This window comes from Devosia sp. ZW T5_3 (genome assembly GCF_044987315.1).
Taxonomy (GTDB): domain Bacteria; phylum Pseudomonadota; class Alphaproteobacteria; order Rhizobiales; family Devosiaceae; genus Devosia.
Genome location: NZ_JBJDRE010000006.1, coordinates 33,257 through 49,885, shown reverse-complemented (window position 1 = coordinate 49,885; position 16,629 = coordinate 33,257). Strand labels below are relative to the sequence as shown.

At 60.5% G+C, this 16,629-nt stretch carries 14 protein-coding genes and 1 pseudogene; 9 read left to right on the top strand and 6 right to left on the bottom strand.

Going from position 1 to position 16,629, the window contains the following annotated elements; genetic code table 11:
* The first annotated feature begins 45 nt into the window (after positions 1-45).
* The 4 genes and pseudogenes from ACI3KW_RS09190 to ACI3KW_RS09175 all read left to right on the top strand — a co-directional run bounded on the left by ACI3KW_RS09190 (position 46) and on the right by ACI3KW_RS09175 (position 3,492).
* Positions 46-858 (top strand): aldo/keto reductase, encoded by an 813-nt coding sequence (locus ACI3KW_RS09190; protein WP_404847818.1) that lies wholly within the window; start codon positions 46-48, stop codon positions 856-858.
* Between the two features lie 155 nt (positions 859-1,013).
* A complete protein-coding gene (locus ACI3KW_RS09185) occupies positions 1,014-1,457 on the top strand; it encodes a VOC family protein (RefSeq protein ID WP_404847817.1) in 444 nt (147 codons plus the stop codon).
* 120 nt (positions 1,458-1,577) lie between these two features.
* A complete protein-coding gene (locus tag ACI3KW_RS09180) occupies positions 1,578-2,600 on the top strand; it encodes a LacI family DNA-binding transcriptional regulator (protein ID WP_404847816.1) in 1,023 nt (340 codons plus the stop codon).
* Positions 2,601-2,849: 249 nt separating this feature from the next.
* Positions 2,850-3,492 (top strand): annotated as a pseudogene (locus ACI3KW_RS09175) (tyrosine-type recombinase/integrase).
* Between the two features lie 202 nt (positions 3,493-3,694).
* Here ACI3KW_RS09175 and ACI3KW_RS09170 read toward each other — a convergent pair.
* On the bottom strand, positions 3,695-4,054 hold the full coding sequence (locus tag ACI3KW_RS09170; RefSeq protein ID WP_404847815.1) for a winged helix-turn-helix transcriptional regulator: 360 nt from the start codon (positions 4,052-4,054) through the stop codon (positions 3,695-3,697).
* Positions 4,055-4,159: 105 nt separating this feature from the next.
* Between ACI3KW_RS09170 and ACI3KW_RS09165 the strand changes: the two genes are divergently transcribed.
* Positions 4,160-5,038: an SDR family oxidoreductase gene (locus ACI3KW_RS09165; protein ID WP_404847814.1), complete on the top strand. Its 879-nt coding sequence runs from the start codon at positions 4,160-4,162 to the stop codon at positions 5,036-5,038.
* Positions 5,039-5,259: 221 nt separating this feature from the next.
* Here ACI3KW_RS09165 and ACI3KW_RS09160 read toward each other — a convergent pair whose 3' ends face one another.
* From ACI3KW_RS09160 to ACI3KW_RS09150, 3 genes are read right to left on the bottom strand one after another with little or no spacing between them, the layout of a single operon-like run.
* On the bottom strand, positions 5,260-5,475 hold the full coding sequence (locus ACI3KW_RS09160) for a 4-oxalocrotonate tautomerase family protein (RefSeq protein WP_404847813.1): 216 nt from the start codon (positions 5,473-5,475) through the stop codon (positions 5,260-5,262).
* Between the two features lie 52 nt (positions 5,476-5,527).
* Entirely contained in the window at positions 5,528-6,430 is a 903-nt protein-coding gene (locus ACI3KW_RS09155; RefSeq protein ID WP_404847812.1) for an SDR family NAD(P)-dependent oxidoreductase, read from the bottom strand.
* Positions 6,430-7,170, bottom strand: a complete 741-nt coding sequence (locus ACI3KW_RS09150; protein ID WP_404847811.1) for an SDR family oxidoreductase — start codon at positions 7,168-7,170, stop codon at positions 6,430-6,432. The genes ACI3KW_RS09155 and ACI3KW_RS09150 overlap by 1 nt, the downstream gene beginning before the upstream one ends.
* Before the next feature lie 102 nt (positions 7,171-7,272).
* On the opposite strand from ACI3KW_RS09150, the gene ACI3KW_RS09145 reads away from it, so the two are divergent.
* On the top strand, positions 7,273-8,166 hold the full coding sequence (locus ACI3KW_RS09145) for a LysR family transcriptional regulator (RefSeq protein ID WP_404847810.1): 894 nt from the start codon (positions 7,273-7,275) through the stop codon (positions 8,164-8,166).
* 326 nt (positions 8,167-8,492) lie between these two features.
* Here ACI3KW_RS09145 and ACI3KW_RS09140 read toward each other — a convergent pair whose 3' ends face one another.
* Together ACI3KW_RS09140 and ACI3KW_RS09135 are read right to left on the bottom strand one after the other, a co-directional pair.
* On the bottom strand, positions 8,493-9,731 hold the full coding sequence (locus tag ACI3KW_RS09140) for an ATP-binding protein (RefSeq protein WP_404847809.1): 1,239 nt from the start codon (positions 9,729-9,731) through the stop codon (positions 8,493-8,495).
* Complete coding sequence (locus tag ACI3KW_RS09135) at positions 9,728-10,453, bottom strand: response regulator (RefSeq protein ID WP_404847808.1); 726 nt, start codon at positions 10,451-10,453, stop codon at positions 9,728-9,730. Before ACI3KW_RS09135 ends, ACI3KW_RS09140 begins: the two co-directional genes overlap by 4 nt.
* A 195-nt stretch (positions 10,454-10,648) precedes the next feature.
* Here ACI3KW_RS09135 and ACI3KW_RS09130 point away from each other — a divergent pair, with 195 nt between their 5' ends.
* The 3 genes from ACI3KW_RS09130 to ACI3KW_RS09120 are packed head-to-tail and all read left to right on the top strand — an operon-like array spanning position 10,649 to position 16,454.
* Positions 10,649-12,025, top strand: a complete 1,377-nt coding sequence (locus tag ACI3KW_RS09130; RefSeq protein WP_404847807.1) for an efflux transporter outer membrane subunit — start codon at positions 10,649-10,651, stop codon at positions 12,023-12,025.
* The gene (locus ACI3KW_RS09125; RefSeq protein WP_404847806.1) at positions 12,022-13,290 is read left to right on the top strand and encodes an efflux RND transporter periplasmic adaptor subunit; all 1,269 of its coding nucleotides are present in this window, start codon (positions 12,022-12,024) and stop codon (positions 13,288-13,290) included. Before ACI3KW_RS09130 ends, ACI3KW_RS09125 begins: the two co-directional genes overlap by 4 nt.
* A gap of 50 nt (positions 13,291-13,340) precedes the next feature.
* A complete protein-coding gene (locus ACI3KW_RS09120) occupies positions 13,341-16,454 on the top strand; it encodes an efflux RND transporter permease subunit (RefSeq protein ID WP_404847963.1) in 3,114 nt (1,037 codons plus the stop codon).
* Positions 16,455-16,629: the final 175 nt, after the last annotated feature.

Sequence of the window (16,629 nt, the reverse complement as noted above, 5' to 3'; positions counted from 1 at the left end):
AGGTCAGCCTGGCTGCCAAAGGTCAGGCAGGTGGAGGGGAAAATTATGCGAAATCAATATGATATACCCGCAATGGGTTTCGGCACCTATGGGCGGCAAGGCGAAGCCGGCATCGCGGCAATGTTGGTCGCTCTGGAAACCGGCTACCGCCACCTCGACACCGCCCAGGATTACGGGACGGAAAAAGAGGTGGGGCAGGCCGTCAGGCGCTCGGGGCTCGATCGCGCCGATATCTTCGTTACCACCAAGATCGCCACCGGCAATCTGGGCAGCGGCGCGCTGGTTCCGTCATTGCGCGAGAGCCTCGATAACCTGCAACTGGACCGGCTTGACCTGACGCTGATCCACTGGCCATCACCCAACAATGCCGTGCCGATGCCGGTCTATATCGAGCAATTGGCCGAGGCCCACGCCCTTGGCTTGACCCGCCTGATCGGCGTTTCAAACTTCACGATTCGCATGCTGGAAGAGGCTCAGGCTCTTTTGGGCGATCTCAGAATCGCCAACAACCAGTTCGAACTCAACCCGCTGCTGCAGAACAAGACGCTAGCAAACTATTGCACAAACAGGGGAATTTCCGTAACCTGCTACCTGCCGATCGCCCGCGGCATTCTCGGCGACGTCCCGATCATTGCCGAAATCGCGGCCCGTCACGGCGCGACGCCGGAGCAGGTCGCCCTGGCCTTCGAATTCGCCAAGGGCTACATCGTCATCCCCACATCGAGCAAGGCGGACCGCATCCGCTCCAACTATTTGGCGACCAAACTGGTGCTGTCCGAGGCCGAAATCGCAACCATCGAAACGGTGGACCAAGGTCAACGTGTCATCGATCCGGCCTGGGGACCCGACTGGGACTGAGATGGCTTGGGACTGTTGACAACGTCGCGGCTTGGGATAATACCTGTCGTATTAACGTTCCTACGAGGGGCGCCCCGCTGACAGATCGGGGCGGTCCGCCGGCCTGTCGCCAGCGGAAACGTAGAGGTATGGCCGCAATGTCGGCGGGAGGAATTATGAAGGGCATTACCAGTCTGGGGCATGTGGCGATCAATGTGATCGATCTCGAAAAATCGCTGGATTACTACGTCAACAAGCTCGGCTTTCCCGAAATGCTGCGGCTCAAGCGCGATGATGGCGAGACCTGGCTGGTCTATCTGCGCATCACCGACGCGCAATATCTGGAGATTTTTCCCGGCGCGGAAAACGACCGTGCGCCGGCCAGTTGGCACACCAACGGCATGACCCACATGTGCTGGACTATCGATGATCTCGACGCCACCTGCGACCGCATCAAAGCAGCCGGTATCACTCTGTTGTCTGAACCCAAGGCCGGCCTTGACGGCAACCGCCAGGCCTGGCTGGAGGATCCCGACGGCAATCGCATCGAACTGATGGAAATGCACCCGGACTGCCTGCAATATCAGGCCATCAGGCGTCTGCACGCAGAAGGCGTCTAGTTTATCGACGGTTCTGGTGTCTATTGTCGCCCATGGTTTTGATCTTCTCTTGTCCGCCCTGTAAATCCGCTTTTTGGGTAGCATGCGCCGCTCATCCGGCGTGTCGGGTAGGTTGAGATCATGGGCAAATCCACCGTTCGCTTGAAGGACATCGCTGACAAGACCGGATTTTCGGTCAACACGGTGTCGTTGGCACTGCGCCAGAGCCCGCGCATTCCCGAAGAGACCTCGATCCGCATCCGCGAAGCGGCCGAAGCCCTCAATTACCTGCCCAACCATGTCGCCAAGTCGCTGGTCAGCCGTGAAACCAAGACCATTGGCCTGGTGCTGACCGACATTACCAACCCGGCTTTGACGCAGGTGGCCCAGGCGGTCGAAATGACGCTGTCGGAGCGCGGTTATTCCACGCTCTTTGCCACCTCCAACAATGATCTCGACGAGGAAAAGCGGGTCATCGAAATGTTCCGCTCCCGCCAGGTGGACGGTATGCTGATCTATCCGCGCAGCCATCGCGAGCTGGAGCATATTCGCCGGCTGCGACGCGCGAATTACCCCGTGGTCCTGCTCGTGGGCGATCCCGATGCCGGAATCGACGCCGTTTGCATCGACGAGCGGCGCGGCGCTTATCGCGCCGTGCGCCATCTCATCGATATCGGCCATAGCCGGATCGGTATCATCGATACCTCCAATGCCAAGGGGAATCTCGAGAAACGCGATGGCTATGAGCAGGCGCACAAGGAAGCCGGCCTAATGGTCGATGGTGATCTGCTCGCTGATCCAATGGGCAATACCGTCATTCGCGGCTATTGGGCCATGGATCGCCTGATGAGCCTGCCTGTGCGTCCCACGGCGGTGTTCGCGGCCAATGACTCCCTCGCCATTGGGGCGCTGCGCTGGACGCAGAAGAACAACCTGCGGGTGCCCAAGGACGTCGCCATTATCGGCTTCGACAATATCGAATTTGCCGAGCACGCAGCGACGCCGATCTCGTCGGTCAAATACGAAGTTGATATGGTGACAGAGCTAGCGGTGGAGCGCCTGCTGCAATTGATCGCCGCGCCCGATGGCCTGCCGGAGCCGCGGGTCACCATGATCGACCCCGAATTGATCGTGCGCGACAGCACCGCGGGCAGGGGAGACTAGCCCGGAACTGGCGGCTTTGATTTTCTGAGGAGGAACGAAGATTCCAGGCGCAGGAAGCGCAGATGCTCGCCAAACGTTGGCAGGAACGTCGCTGAAGAACGGTGCGCGGATGCCGGCCAATACTCGCCGAAAACCGTCAAAGACAGCCATTGGTCTGCACGCGCGCAACGGGCGTGAATGACTCAAATGGGGTCGGCACCCGGCGCTCGTGAGGTTGCCATTACATTTCTCCATCGGCCGCTTTGGCCGATGGAGAAATGTAATGGTATCTCACAGTATAATCCCGCCGCTGCGGGAAGGCCCGCTTGGAATGTCGGTAGGCAGGTTGGCGCTAAGCGCGCTTTGAAGTCAGACAGATTTTGGTCGATCTGCTTCTTTCTCGACCGTAAAGGCAGGGTGAGAGACCGGGCGGTTTTTGACCTCGTGATCGATAGCAAGCTTCGGGGCTGCGACTTGGTGAAGATCTAGATCGGTACATTGGTGGCTGGACCTGCCATCCGCTCCCGATTGATGGTGATCCAGCAGAAAACTGGACGACCCGTTCAGTTCGAGATCACGTCGGATACCAGGGCAAGCCATCTCGCCTAGCTCGAGCGCCGAGGCGGCTCTGTCAATGATTTTGCGTTTCCGAGCCGTGTCACTGCTGATGGCGCCTAAGCACGCGTCAGTATGCGAGGATTGTCGACGAGTGGGTAACGGCTATCGGTCTAACGCCGGAGGAATATGGCACCCGCTCCATGCGCCGAACCAAGCGTCGCTCATCTACAAAGCCACGGGAAACCTGCGGGCCATCCAGATACTGCTCGGCCACAGCAAGATCGAGAATACGGTCCGATACCTGGGCGTCGACGTTGACGATGTGCTTTCGCTGTCGGAGGCGACCAAAATTTGATCGATGCGTCTTTGCCGGCGGTTGCGGATGTGTCGTCGGCGAAGCGCCCCCTATCCGGTCTTTCAGATCGCCGCAGCTTTCGCCTGCAAGCGAACGCCAATTCCCGAGTATGTGGTTGGCCGCTATCGGGTTGGCTACCGGCCTGTCCTCCCCAGGCCGGTTTATTCAAATGCCGACCCTGGTCACGGCGCGGTCCTAAAAACTATGCCGCCTCTGATGCGCGTTTACGGTTTTGCACAATCATGGCGACCTCCCTCGTGTGACGGGTGCCCCATTCGCACAAGGGCGCGAGTACTCCGGCCAGGCTTTGACCAAAGTCGGTTAGTTCATACTCGACGTGCGGCGGCACCGTCTGGAAGTCAATCCGACGAATGACACCATCGTCCGCCAGTTCCTTCAGGTGCTGGATCAGCATTTTCTCACTCACGCTGGTAACGAGCCTACGGAGTTGACCGGTGCGTTCGGGTCCGCTGGCCAGATGATAGACGATAAGGGGCTTCCACTTACCGCCAAGGATGGCAAGAACCGCTTCCAGACCGCATTGAAAATTCCTCTCAGTCATTTCGGCCTCTGATCTGACACTTACCAAATAGTCGGTACTGGTTTGCAGGTATGTTCCGTCCTAACTGGACCGAACGACGATGTCGATCTGCAAAAGGAAATCACCATGACCAAGATCCTCGTAACTGGCGCAACCGGCAATATCGGCCGAAAGACTCTCCAACACCTCCTGAAGCGGTTGCCCGCCACCGATCTCGTCGGCCTGGCCCGCGATCCGGCCAAGGCGGCTGATCTGGCGGCTACGGGGATTGAGATCCGCCAGGGCGACTATTTCGAATATGACGGACTGGTGCGCGCGTTCGACGGTATTGATAAGATCATGCTCGTATCCGCCACGGCCTTTACCGACCGCAATACCCAGCACCAAAACGCCGTCAGCGCTGCACACCAGGCGGGCGTTAAGCACATCGTCTATATGCCGATCATCCATGAACCGGCATCCGCCTTCACCTTGCCCGATATCACCGAGCAGGATCTGTTCGTTGAGGAAAGGCTAAAGGCTTCCGGCCTCGCCTACACGCTGGTCGGTCATCCGCCGTTTATCGAGAGCATCCCATTTTACATCGGCGGCAACGCCCTGGAGACAGGGGTTCACGCGCCGGCTGGCGCGGGCAGGGCGGCCTATGCCAGCCGTGACGACCTAGCAGAGGCGCATGCTATTGTACTGAGGGAAGATGGTCACGAGTACAAGTCGTACGCGCTCTATGGGAATCCTGCCGTTTCCTTCGCGGATATTGCCCAGATCCTGTCAGATATCAGCGGCAAGCCAGTGTCGTTTGTTGCCGGCACCGACCAGGACTATATTGACCACCTTATGGCTGCCGGTCTGCCCGAGCCGGCTGCCCGCTTTGCGCTTGGGTGGGTGCAGGGCGTCAACGCAGGAGAATGGGGCGGCAAGACTGGCGATCTGGAGAAGCTTCTCGGTCGCAAGCCGATGACGGCCGCCGAATTCCTACGCACCAACTACGCGGCACGCGAGGCCTGAGATAGCGACCTGAGCAATTGCCGTTCGACACCGCTATATCGGGACTGGCCGGGGGATGGCGGTAATGCGCCGTCCCCAGCGTGCAAGGAGACGGCGTTTGCTATCCACCGCCGCCTGGTCTGGTGCTCTACTGCTTGGCTGTTTGTGCGCTTTGCTGCCCACCTGCGCAAAGCCCGGCTACGTCGAGCCGGGCTTTGATTTTGCTTGTTACAACAAGGACGTTACACGTCCTTCGCGCGATAGGCGTCGGGCATCTTGAATACTTCGTCTGCGCGGCCATATCCGCCATCCTTGACCTCTTCAATAAGGACCATGGTGTGCGGGCGTGCTGCCTCCGAGAAATACTCGACGATCAAATCGGTGGCGCGGTGAACAATTTCTTCTTTCTGGGCTCTGGTCAAAGCGGCTTCTGGCGTCTTGATGTTGATGAAGGGCATATGGAACTTCCTTTGATTATGGAGGGGGGAGGCGATAATCCGGCGTGATGGATCACGCTGTGGTTTGGGTCGGCACCATCAGGTCGGCGAAGCCGATGCGATGCAGGAACTGCTCCCGCACCCGGTCGACCACGGCGTAAGACACCGCCGATCCATCGCTCGAAGGATCGATCACTGTTCGGAACGGGCGCTTGCCGGGCGGGGTGCCGACGATGCGAGCGACCGCCTCGGCAACCTCGGTCGGGTCAGCGTCATCCGGCACGGTTTCGGCCAGGGCCTTGCTGAGCCGGTCGCTGAAGCCATGTGGCCACGCATCGGCATAAGCTCTGGCGCGATCGGCGTCCGCTGGGGACTCGGCATGGGCAAAGTGGTTGGTTCCACTGGTATAGACCCCCGGCACTATGATGGATGTCTCGATGCCAAGAGGCGCCAGTTCCCGGGCATAGGAGACAGCCAAGGCGTCCATGCCGGCCTTGGCGGCAAAATACGGCGCCAGCAATGGCGGCACGCCACCGGCAACGCTGCTGCTGCCAATCCAGACCAGCAGGCCGCTACCGGCCGCCCGCATCAACGGCAAAGCCGCCCGGTTGACCCGCTGCGTGCCCACAACGTTGATATCGTAGAGTGCTGCCAGTTGCTCGGGCGTGAACGCCTCCGCGGGCCCCAGGACCATGTGTCCGGCATTGTGGACGACCACGTCGAGCTTGCCCTGCTCGGCGACAATCCGATCGACTGCCACATTCGCCGATGCATCCGATTGCACATCCACCTCGAGGCTGTGAAGCGCTATTCCGGCGGACGCTGCCTCAGCGGCAATCGCTGCTGCCTGCGGCGCATTCCTGCCCTCAACGTCCCTCATCGAGGCGTAAACCACATGGCCTGCCTTCGCCAAAGCCTGTGAGATAAGCAGGCCGAAGCCGCATGATGCACCGGTGACCAGAACCGTGTAGCGCATCACACGACCCCGCCATTGGCCCGAATGACCTGGCCGCTGACCCAGCCGCTATCGGGCCCGGCAAGGAAGGAAACGACCGACGCAATGTCGTCCGGCTGGCCGAGACGCTTGAAGGGATTCATGCCCGCAATCGCCTGAAGCTGTACTGCACTCTTGCCGGCAATGAAGAGGTCGGTGGCGACGGGACCGGGAGCTACAGCATTGACGGTGATGCCACGTGTGCCGAGTTCCTTGGCCGCGATATGTGTCATGGCTTCGACCGCAGCCTTGGTGGCCGCGTAGACCCCGTAGTTCGGCTGATAAAGGCCTACGACGCTGGACGAGAAGTTGACGATGCGTCCGCCATCGCGGAGCCGCTTGCTACCCTCCCGAATGCCACGGAAGACGCCACCAAGATTGGTGTCTATCTGCACTTGGAAGACGGCGTCATCGACGTCTGCCATAGCACCCAGATGGACGATGCCGGCATTGTTGATGAGAATGTCGACGCCGCCAAATGCCTCTTCGGCGGCGCCAAAGAGAGTGTGAATCCCGTCCGGGCTTGCAACGTCCGCTTGGATTGCGACTGCATGGCCACCCGCTTGGACGATCGCGGTGACGACCGCATCGGCCGCGGCAACATTTTGAGCGTAGTTGACGACCACGGCCATACCGTCTGCCGCGAGGCGTTGCGCAATCGCTGCACCGATGCCCTTGGACGCACCGGTTACGATCGCAGTCTTGAGCTGTTTCTCGACCATCTAAAGCTCCTTGCTTTGAATGATCTTCATCTAGACTCCGCTCTTTGGCCGAACAATAACGCCAATCTTGACAATTCATTTCGGTTGATGCGAACAATCGACATGGATCGTCTCGACCGTATGCAGCTTTTCGTCCGGATTGTTGAACGTGGCAGCTTCACCGCTGCGGCCGCCGATTTCGGCCTTTCCCGATCGTCAACCACGGAAGCGATAAAGCGCCTCGAAGCGGACCTAGGCGCGCGATTGTTGAACCGCACCACGCGGCATCTGACAACAACGCTGGAGGGACAAGCGTTTTACCTGCGATGCAAATCGATCCTGGCCGATGTCGAAGAAGCTGAGGCCAGCTTTCGCGATGCACAGCCGCACGGCCTGCTGCGCGTCGACGCGCACCCGCTTTTGACAAGGACGTTCCTGCTGCCCAAACTCTCCGAGTTCCTGACCCGATATCCCAAGCTGGATCTGCAACTGGGCCAAGGTGACCGGCTGGTCGACCTTGTGCGCGAAGGTGTCGACTGCGTCATCCGCGCCGGCCAGATTGCTGATAGCACTTTGATCGTGCGTCGGTTGGCATCAATTACCGAGATCACCTGCGCCAGTCCGACCTATCTCGAGCGCCATGGGCATCCAGACACCATTGACGATCTTCAAGCTCATTCTGCCGTTGGCTTCATATCCTCTCGTACTGGGACCGTTCTGCCTTTGGAGTTTGTTCTCGATGGCGACATTCGCCAGGTCACCCTTGCGGCCCGAGTGACAGTCAACAACTCCGACACCATGGCTGATCTGGCCCGCTATGGTTTCGGCTTGATTCAGGCACCGCGCTATCGCCTGCAACACGATCTGGACACTGGTGTCTTGGTCGAGGTTCTGCCTCGGTTTCGGCCACCACCGATCGCAATTTCGGCGCTCTACCCACAAAGTCAGCAGACATCGCTGCGACTACGGCTGTTTCTGGATTGGATCACCGAAATATTCCAGCCCGGCACCCTCTAACGAGAAGCCACCGGGACGAATGTCCGGTTTTGGAATTATCGGCCTAGGCGCCACCGACCGTTAAGGGGGGCGTGAGCGGCCGATGGGTGAAGACGCCCTGTCCTTCTGCTCTGCGCCCCATTCTGGCCGTACAGGCCGACCGCGCAACCTCCAAAAGCCGCCGTTCATAAACGCATTTCCCAGAGCGTTACAACAGGGTTCGGCATGAGGAAGTCACCTTGTATCTTGCTAGACTGCCGAAGCTCATTCACCCATTTCAAATGCTTTGAGCGCTGGAGGATCGACTTCATCCATCGGAGCCGCGAGACGTGTCACCGGCCCACGCGTCAGCCACGCAGCGTGATCGTCTGAACCAGGCCGCCCGATAGGCCATTGCGGACTTCAAGCTGACCGCCGGAGCGTTCGATAATTTCTTTGGCGATCGCCAATCCCAGGCCGGCGCCGGGAATGGTTTGCACGCGGCCGGGCTCGGCACGGAAGAAGGGTTCGAAGACGCGGGCGAGCAGGTCTTGCGGAATGCCCGGGCCCTTGTCGGTGATCTCGATCACGACGCTGGGTCCATTGGCAGTCAGGCTCACAATCCCGCCCTTGCCATGGGTAGCGGCGTTAATGAGAAGATTGCGCAGTGCCCGCCGCATGGCCAGGCTCGGCAGCAGATCGATGATCGCCTGGTCGAGCCGGCCCAACGCGATCCGATAATGCTGGGCCTGCAGTTCCTCGACCGTTTCCGCCAGGAGTTTGTCCAGTTCCACCGGACTGTGATCACCCCAGGACACCTCTTCTCGCACCAGGCGGATGGCACTATCGGCGATCAGTTCGAGTTCGTCGATATCCTTGACCCAGGAATCACGGTCCTCGTCGGGCAGGAATTCCGCCCGGATGCGCATGCGGGTCATGGGTGTGCGCAGATCGTGCCCGGCGGCAGCGACTAGGCGCATGCGGCTTTCCACCGCGCTTTTAAGACGGGCCGAGAGTCGGTTGAGAGCGGAGGCGGTCTGGCGCGCTTCGCCCGATCCAACCTCGGGAATATGGGGAATGACCCCGTCACTACCGACCGAATTGACGGCGTTTTCCAGCATGGCGAAGGGCCGCGTCACCCGATAGGCCATGAACAGGGAGACCGCGATCACCCCCAGCACGATCAGGCCAAGCCAGTAGGCCAGAGCAATCCATAATTCGGGGGGCGGCCCATCCATATTGGGGAATTCAACAGCAAGTTGGCGGCCTGAGACCTCAACCAGAGCCAATTGTCCGTCCTGTCCGATCTTGTCATGGACCGTGACCGGCAGGTCGACGCCGCTATGGGTGAGGCGGGCTTGGAGGGCGTTTGTCAAATCGGGCCGCAGCGGCCCCATTTCGTCCGCCTCAACGGCCACTTGGTTGGCGGTATCGGTATTTTCGTAAAAAAAGCCGCTGATCGCGACGATCTGGCTCGCCACCGGCACCACCATGCGGTCTGGATCTGGTTGGTCCAGCACAAAAATGACGGCTGTCGTTGCAACCAAGACAACGACAACAATGGCGCCGATCAGGATTGCGGCAATGCGGAAGCGTAGCGACTTCACGGAAAGGTCTCACTGACTTCGACCCGCGTCGCCAGCTGATAACCGCCATTGCGGATGGTCTTGAGGATGTTGGCTGAGCCGGCTTCGCGGAACTTGCGGCGAAGCCGGCTGACCAGCACGTCGATGGAACGATCGAACGGGTTGGCTTCGCGGCCCTGCGTCAGATCGAGCAATTGATCGCGCGAAAGGACCCGGCCCGGCCGGTCCAGAAACACCTGCAGCAATTGATATTCGGCGCCGGTCAAGTCTACCGGAAGCTCATCCCGACCGATCACCGAGCGGGTCGAGGCATCGGCGGTAAAGCCATCGAAATGATAAAGCTGCCCGGGCGCAGTCAATGGGCTGGGTGTGCTGGCAGGCGCGCGCCGCAGCACGGCACGCATGCGGGCCACCAGTTCGCGTGGGCTGAACGGCTTGCCGAGATAGTCGTCTGCGCCAAGCTCCAGTCCGATGATGCGGTCGACCTCTTCCTTGAGCGCCGTCACCAGGATCACCGAAACATGAGGCGTGCGATTGCGCAGCATGCGGCAGATATCGAGTCCGGACCCATCGGGCAGCATCACATCGAGCACCACCAGATCGATGGCTTCGCTGGCAATCCTCTCATCGAATTCCTGTCGGCTGCCGGCAAGGGAAACGCGAAAACCCTGCTCGCCGAGAAAGCGAGCGAGCAGACGGCGAATTTCGAGATCGTCATCGACGACCAGAATGTGAGCGGACATGGCAACCTCCACATCTTCAATAGCCCAGCCGAGAACATTGGAAAGCGCGATTTTGTAACCGCATGTTGCGAAAGCCGGTTTGGCAACGTCTGGCAACAATTATAACCCTGCCAGCAATATACCGACACATCAGGACAATTCTGAGCAAAGAAGCTGGGGCATCAAGCGGGGCGAACTGCGCAATGGAGTGTCCCCGTGTTCCGCGTCACCACAACTCTTGCCACCACCCTGCTTCTTGCGGGCTGCACGACACTTGGCCAGCCCTATGTAGCGCCAACCGTTGATGCGAGCGCCCGCTACGGCGCCGCACTGGCAGGCGGGCCCAAGTCCGTGACCGCAAATACGATGTGGTGGCGCGCCTTCAACGATTCCCAGCTCAACGCGCTGATCGAAGCCGGTCTCAAGCAGAACCTGACGGTCGCGCAAGCGGTGGAGCGGGTGATTGCGGCGCGCGAAACCGCTGCTGCCAGCGGCATCGGCTTGCCGACCGGGTCTGCCTCGGGCTCGGCCGCAGCAGAGGGCAACAGCGCCGGTGGCGATGCGGAATTGACCCGCTCGACCACAGCTACGCTCAACTGGGAAATCGATCTCTTCGGCGGCCTGGCCAAAAGGCGCGAAGCCGCGCAGGCCTCGATCGATGCGGCGACCGAGGAAGCCAATATGGCGCGATTGACCCTGATCGGAGATATCGCGACCGCCTATGTCGAAGCGCGGGGCTATCAGGACCGCATCCATATCGCCCGCACGACGCTGGAGAGCCAGAACCAGACACTGGCGCTGACCCGCAAGCAGAATGAAGTCGGCGTCGTCACCCGGCTCGACGTCACCCAGCTTGCAGGCGATGTGGCGAGCACCGCAGCGAGCATTCCGGCACTCGAAATTTCGCTGAACGAGTCCATTCATCGATTGGGGGTGTTGCTGGGCCAGCAACCCTCAGCGCTCAAATCCGTGTTTGCCACCGCCACGCAAATTCCGCGCCTGTCGGGAAGTGTGCAGGCCGGCATTCCATCCGACCTGATGCGGGACCGGCCCGACATAAGGAAGGCCGAACGCACCCTGGCCGAGGCCGCAGCCAATATCGGGGTGGCGCAGTCCGACCTCTATCCAAGCCTGACGCTGGCCGGCAATCTCTCGGTGAGTTCTTCCACCAGTTGGTCGCTCGGCCCCACGCTGAGCCTGCCCATTTTCAACCGCGGCGCCCTGCAGGCCACCGTTCGTCTTGAGGAATCCGATGCAAGGCAGGCCTACCTTGCCTATCGCGAGACGGTGCTCGAAGCGGTTGAAGAAATCGAGAACGCGCTAGTGGGCTTCAGCAAGCAACAGGCCCGCCGCAGCGAGCTCGCCAAGAGCTATACCAGCTATACCGAAGCCACCGACATTGCCAATGACCTCTACCAGGCTGGCGATACGACGCTGCTTGACCTGCTGACGGCCCAGCGCTCGCTCTACGACGCACGCGACTCGCTGGCGCAGAGCTCGGTCGCGGTGGCGACCCAATACATCATTCTTTGCAAAGCCCTGGGCGGCGGCTGGAACATATCCGGCGCCACCACGGCGGAGTCCCGCTCATGACGCATTCTGTCTTTTCCCGCTTGGTTCTGGTGCTGTCCACCAGCATGTTTTTTCCGCTTGGCGCGGCTTTCGCACAACCTGCTGGCCTTCCTCCTGGCATGGGGCTGCCGGCCGGTCCGACCGAAGTCGGCGTCGTTACTTTGACCGCCCAATCGGTTGCGATGACCAGTCTATTGCCCGGCCGCGTCGTCGCTTCGGCAACCGCCGAAGTGCGTCCGCAGGTGGGCGGTCTCATCACCGAGGTGAAGGTTACGGAAGGGCAAGACGTCAAAGCCGGCGACGTGCTCTTCGTCATCGATTCTGCGACCTACCAGGCCGAAGTTGCAGTGGCGGAGGCCGATGTCGCCAGTGCCGAGTCACAAATTCCTGCCGCTCAAGCGACTGTCACGCGCTACAGCTCCTTGGTGGGATCGGGCGGTGTCGCCCAGACTGAGCTGGATACCGCCGAAGCCACCCTGGCCCAGGCCAAGGCCCAGCTCCTCTCGGCGCAGGCCTCGCTGCGGAAAGCCCAATTGTCGTTGGACCGCGCCAATGTCACCGCGCCCATTTCCGGCACCGTTGGCACCATTGAGGGACAGATTGGCGCGCTGGTCACAGAAAACCAGGCCGACGCGCTGACCACCATTCGCCAACTCGATCCGGTCGATATCGAACTGGCCGAGAGCAGCACCAACCTGCTGGCGCTGCGCCGCGCCCTGACAACAGGTGCGCTGGAGGGCCAGAACGGGGAGCCGCCCACCATCTCGCTGACCCTGGAAGACGGTTCCAGCTATGATCAGACGGGCACCATTTCGGCCGCCGATATTGTCGTCAGCCAGACCACCGGCAGCTTCACTATTCGCGCCAGCATGCCCAATCCCAATCGCCTACTGATGCCGGGCATGTTCGTGCGGGCCACGGTGAGCGTGGGCAACCAGCCCAATGCCTATCTCGTGCCGCAACGGGCGGTGACCTTCAACGACGACGGGCAGCCCACTGCCTATTTTGTCGGCGCCGATAACAAGGCCGAGCAACGCGTGCTCACTGCCAGTCGCGAATACGAGAATGCTTGGGTTGTGCTGTCAGGCGTCAAGGATGGCGATCAGCTCATCGTCGATGGGTTGCAGAAAATCACGAATGGCGACGAGGTCAGCCCCCTGGCAGTGGTTATCGAAGACAACGGCGTGATCAAGCAGACGCCGCCGCGTGAAGTTGCCGACGCAACGCCGATCGGCGGAGCGATGCCGGGTGCCGATGTCGCTCCAGTTGCCGGAGCCAATCCATGAGCGAGCTGACCGTAACCAATCCGGCGCCGGCCAAGGGGCCGCGCAGATCCATCGCCAGCTTCTTCATCGCCCGGCCGATCTTTGCCATAGTGCTGGCCATTGGCATTTCGCTGGCCGGTATCGTCAGCGTCTATACGCTGCCTATTTCTCAATACCCCGAGATCGCGCCGACCACCGTGAGCATCAGGGCCACCTATACCGGCGCCAGCGCCGAAGCGGTGGAAAACTCGGTGACCACGATCATCGAGAATGGCATGACCGGCTTTACCGACCTGCTCTACATGGAGTCGAGTTCTACCACCGGCTCGTCCAACGTGGATTTGACCTTCGGCAGTTCGGTCGATCCGGACATCGCCCAGGTACAGGTGCAGAATAAGCTCGCACTGGTCGAAAGCCAGTTGCCTGAATCGGTGCAGCAATCGGGCATCGAGGTTAGCCGCTCCGGCAACAGTATCCTGATGATCGGCAATATCGTCTCGCCCGACGGCAGCCACACCAGTGACCAGCTCGCCGATATCATGTCCTCCATCATCGAGCCTCGTATCGAGCAACTTGAAGGCGTCGGCAGCATCCAGTCCTTCGGCTCGAGCTACGCGATGCGCATCTGGCTCGACCCGTTGGCGCTGGCCCAGTACAGCCTGACACCGGCTGACGTCTCTTCTGCCATCGAGCAACAGAACACCCAGGTTGCGGTCGGCTCGATCGGCGCCTCGCCGACCGTCGAAGGCCAGCAATTGCGCGCCACCGTCACGGCACAAAGCCTGTTGCAGACACCCGAGGAATTCCAGAACATCATACTGGTCTCTGACGAGGATGGCGCCACGGTCCGGCTGGCCGACGTCGCCAGGGTCGAGCTCGGGCTCGAATCCTACGGCTCCAGCTCGACCTATAATGGCCAGCCCGCGGCGGGTTTCGGCGTTATGCTGACCAGCGGCGCCAATGCGCTAGATACCGCCGAGGCGGTGCACGAAGCGCTGGACGGTCTCGCCAATACCCTGCCCGAAGGCGTTGAAGTCGCCTATTCCTATGAAACGACGCCTTTCGTCGAGCTCTCGATCGAAAAGGTCGTGGAAACACTGATTGAGGCCATCATTTTGGTCTTCGTCGTGCTGCTGATCTTCCTGCAGAATTTCCGCGCCACACTGATCCCCATGATTGCGGTACCGGTGGTGCTGCTGGGCACCTTCGGCGTGCTCTACGTGCTGGGTTACTCGATCAACACGCTGACCATGTTCGCCATGGTGCTGGCCATCGGCCTGCTCGTCGACGACGCAATCGTCGTGGTGGAGAATGTCGAGCGCGTCATGGCCGAGGAGCATCTGTCGGCCCGCGAGGCGACCGAGAAGTCCATGTCTCAGATCACGGGGGCCCTGATCGGCATCGCCTTGGTCCTGACAGCGGTGTTCATCCCCATGGCTTTCATGTCCGGTTCGGTGGGGGTGATCTACCGCCAATTCTCGATCACCATTTCCACCGCAATGATCCTGTCTGTGCTGGTCGCCGTCATCCTCACGCCTGCTCTATGCGTGATGCTGCTCAAGCCGCATGATCCCGGCAAAAAACGGTTCGCGCCCTTCCGCTGGTTCAATACTGGCTTTGGCAAGACGACCGCAGGCTATGTCAGCACCGTGGGTTATTTCGTTCGGCGCCCGCTGCGTATGCTCGTGGTCTTTGCGGCTATCTCCGGCGGGGCCTATTATGTCTACAACCAGATGCCGACCTCCTTCCTTCCTGAAGAAGACCAAGGCGTGTTGATGACGATCATCACCCTGCCCAACGGCGCCAGCGCCGCCCGCACGCAGGCGGTGATCGACTTGGTGGAGGATTATTATCTCAATGTGGAGACCGAGGCGGTCGAGAGCGTGTTCATGTCGCTGGGCTTCAGCATTTCAGGTAGCGGCGAGAACGCCGCCATGGCCTTCGTCCGGCTCAAGGACTTCGACGAACGCACCGATCCTAATCTCTCTGCGGCAGCCGTTTCGGGCCGTGCCATGGGCTATTTCTCCAAAATCCGTGACGCCGAGATTTTTGCCCTCGCCCCACCGGTGATCCAGGGCCTGGGGCAGTCCAACGGCTTCTCCATGGTGCTGCTCGACAACGCCAACAACGGTGCCGGCGCGCTTGCGAAGGCGGCCAACCAGCTCGCCGACAATACGGCTGGCAGCAGCATCGTCACCAATATCCGCGGGAACACGCGTGATCTGGATACCCAGCTCAAGGTGACGATCGACCAGGAGAAGGCCGGCGCATTGGGTGTAGACCTGTCCGCCGCCAATGCCTTGCTCGGGGCCGCCTTCTCCGGCTCGCAGGTCAATGATTTCATTTATCAGGGTGAGATCAAGCCGGTGATCATGTCAGGCGATGCCGATTTCCGCATGCAGCCGGAAGACATCAAGAACTGGTATGTGCGCAACAATACCGGCGAAATGGTTCCCTTCTCGGCCTTTGCCACCACATCCTGGGAAAAAGGCTCCAGCTCGCTCGCCCGCTTCAACGCCACCTCATCGGTCGCGATCAGCGGATCGGCGGCCGCGGGCGTCAGTTCCGGCGACGCGATGGACGAAATGGAGGCCCAGGTCGCCAAGCTGGAGGGCGGCTATGGCGTCGCCTGGACCGACCTTTCGTATCAGGAACGTCTGTCAGGTTCACAGGCAACCATGCTGTACGGCCTGGCCGTACTAGCAGTATTTCTCTGCCTCGCAGCGCTTTACGAGAGTTGGATTATCCCGTTCTCCGTCATCCTGGCCGTTCCGGTCGGGATTTTCGGCGCCGTCGTCGCCGCCCACACGTTCGGGCAGGACAACGACGTCTATTTCAAGGTGGGCCTCCTCACCACGATCGGCCTGGCCGCCAAGAATGCGATCCTGATCGTCGAATTTGCCAAGGACCTGTTGGCAGAAGGACGCAATGCAATCGAGGCCGTGCTGGAAGCGGCGCGGCTGCGGCTGCGTCCCATCATCATGACGTCTGTAGCCTTTATTCTGGGGGTGCTCCCGCTCGCCACGGCCACCGGCGCCGGCTCAGGCGCCCAGAACGCCATCGGCATAGGCGTTCTGGGCGGCATGCTGGCGGCGACAGTGCTCGGCATTTTCCTCGTCCCCGTATTCTTCGTTATCGTCAGCGGCAGGACCAAGCACGCCAAAGTCCCGGTTCCTGAGGAATGATAAAAAATTCGGGACCTAGGGCCCATGCTGCAATTGCTGCTCGGCTAGTGCGGGTGCGCGGACATTTCCGCCCAACTCGTCAGCTCTATGTCGTCTTCTGGACCAGTTATGAGCATGCCTTCACGGCCAGAAACGTTCGCCACTCGACGCGCCAAAGGGAGAGAAAGCAGCAGAT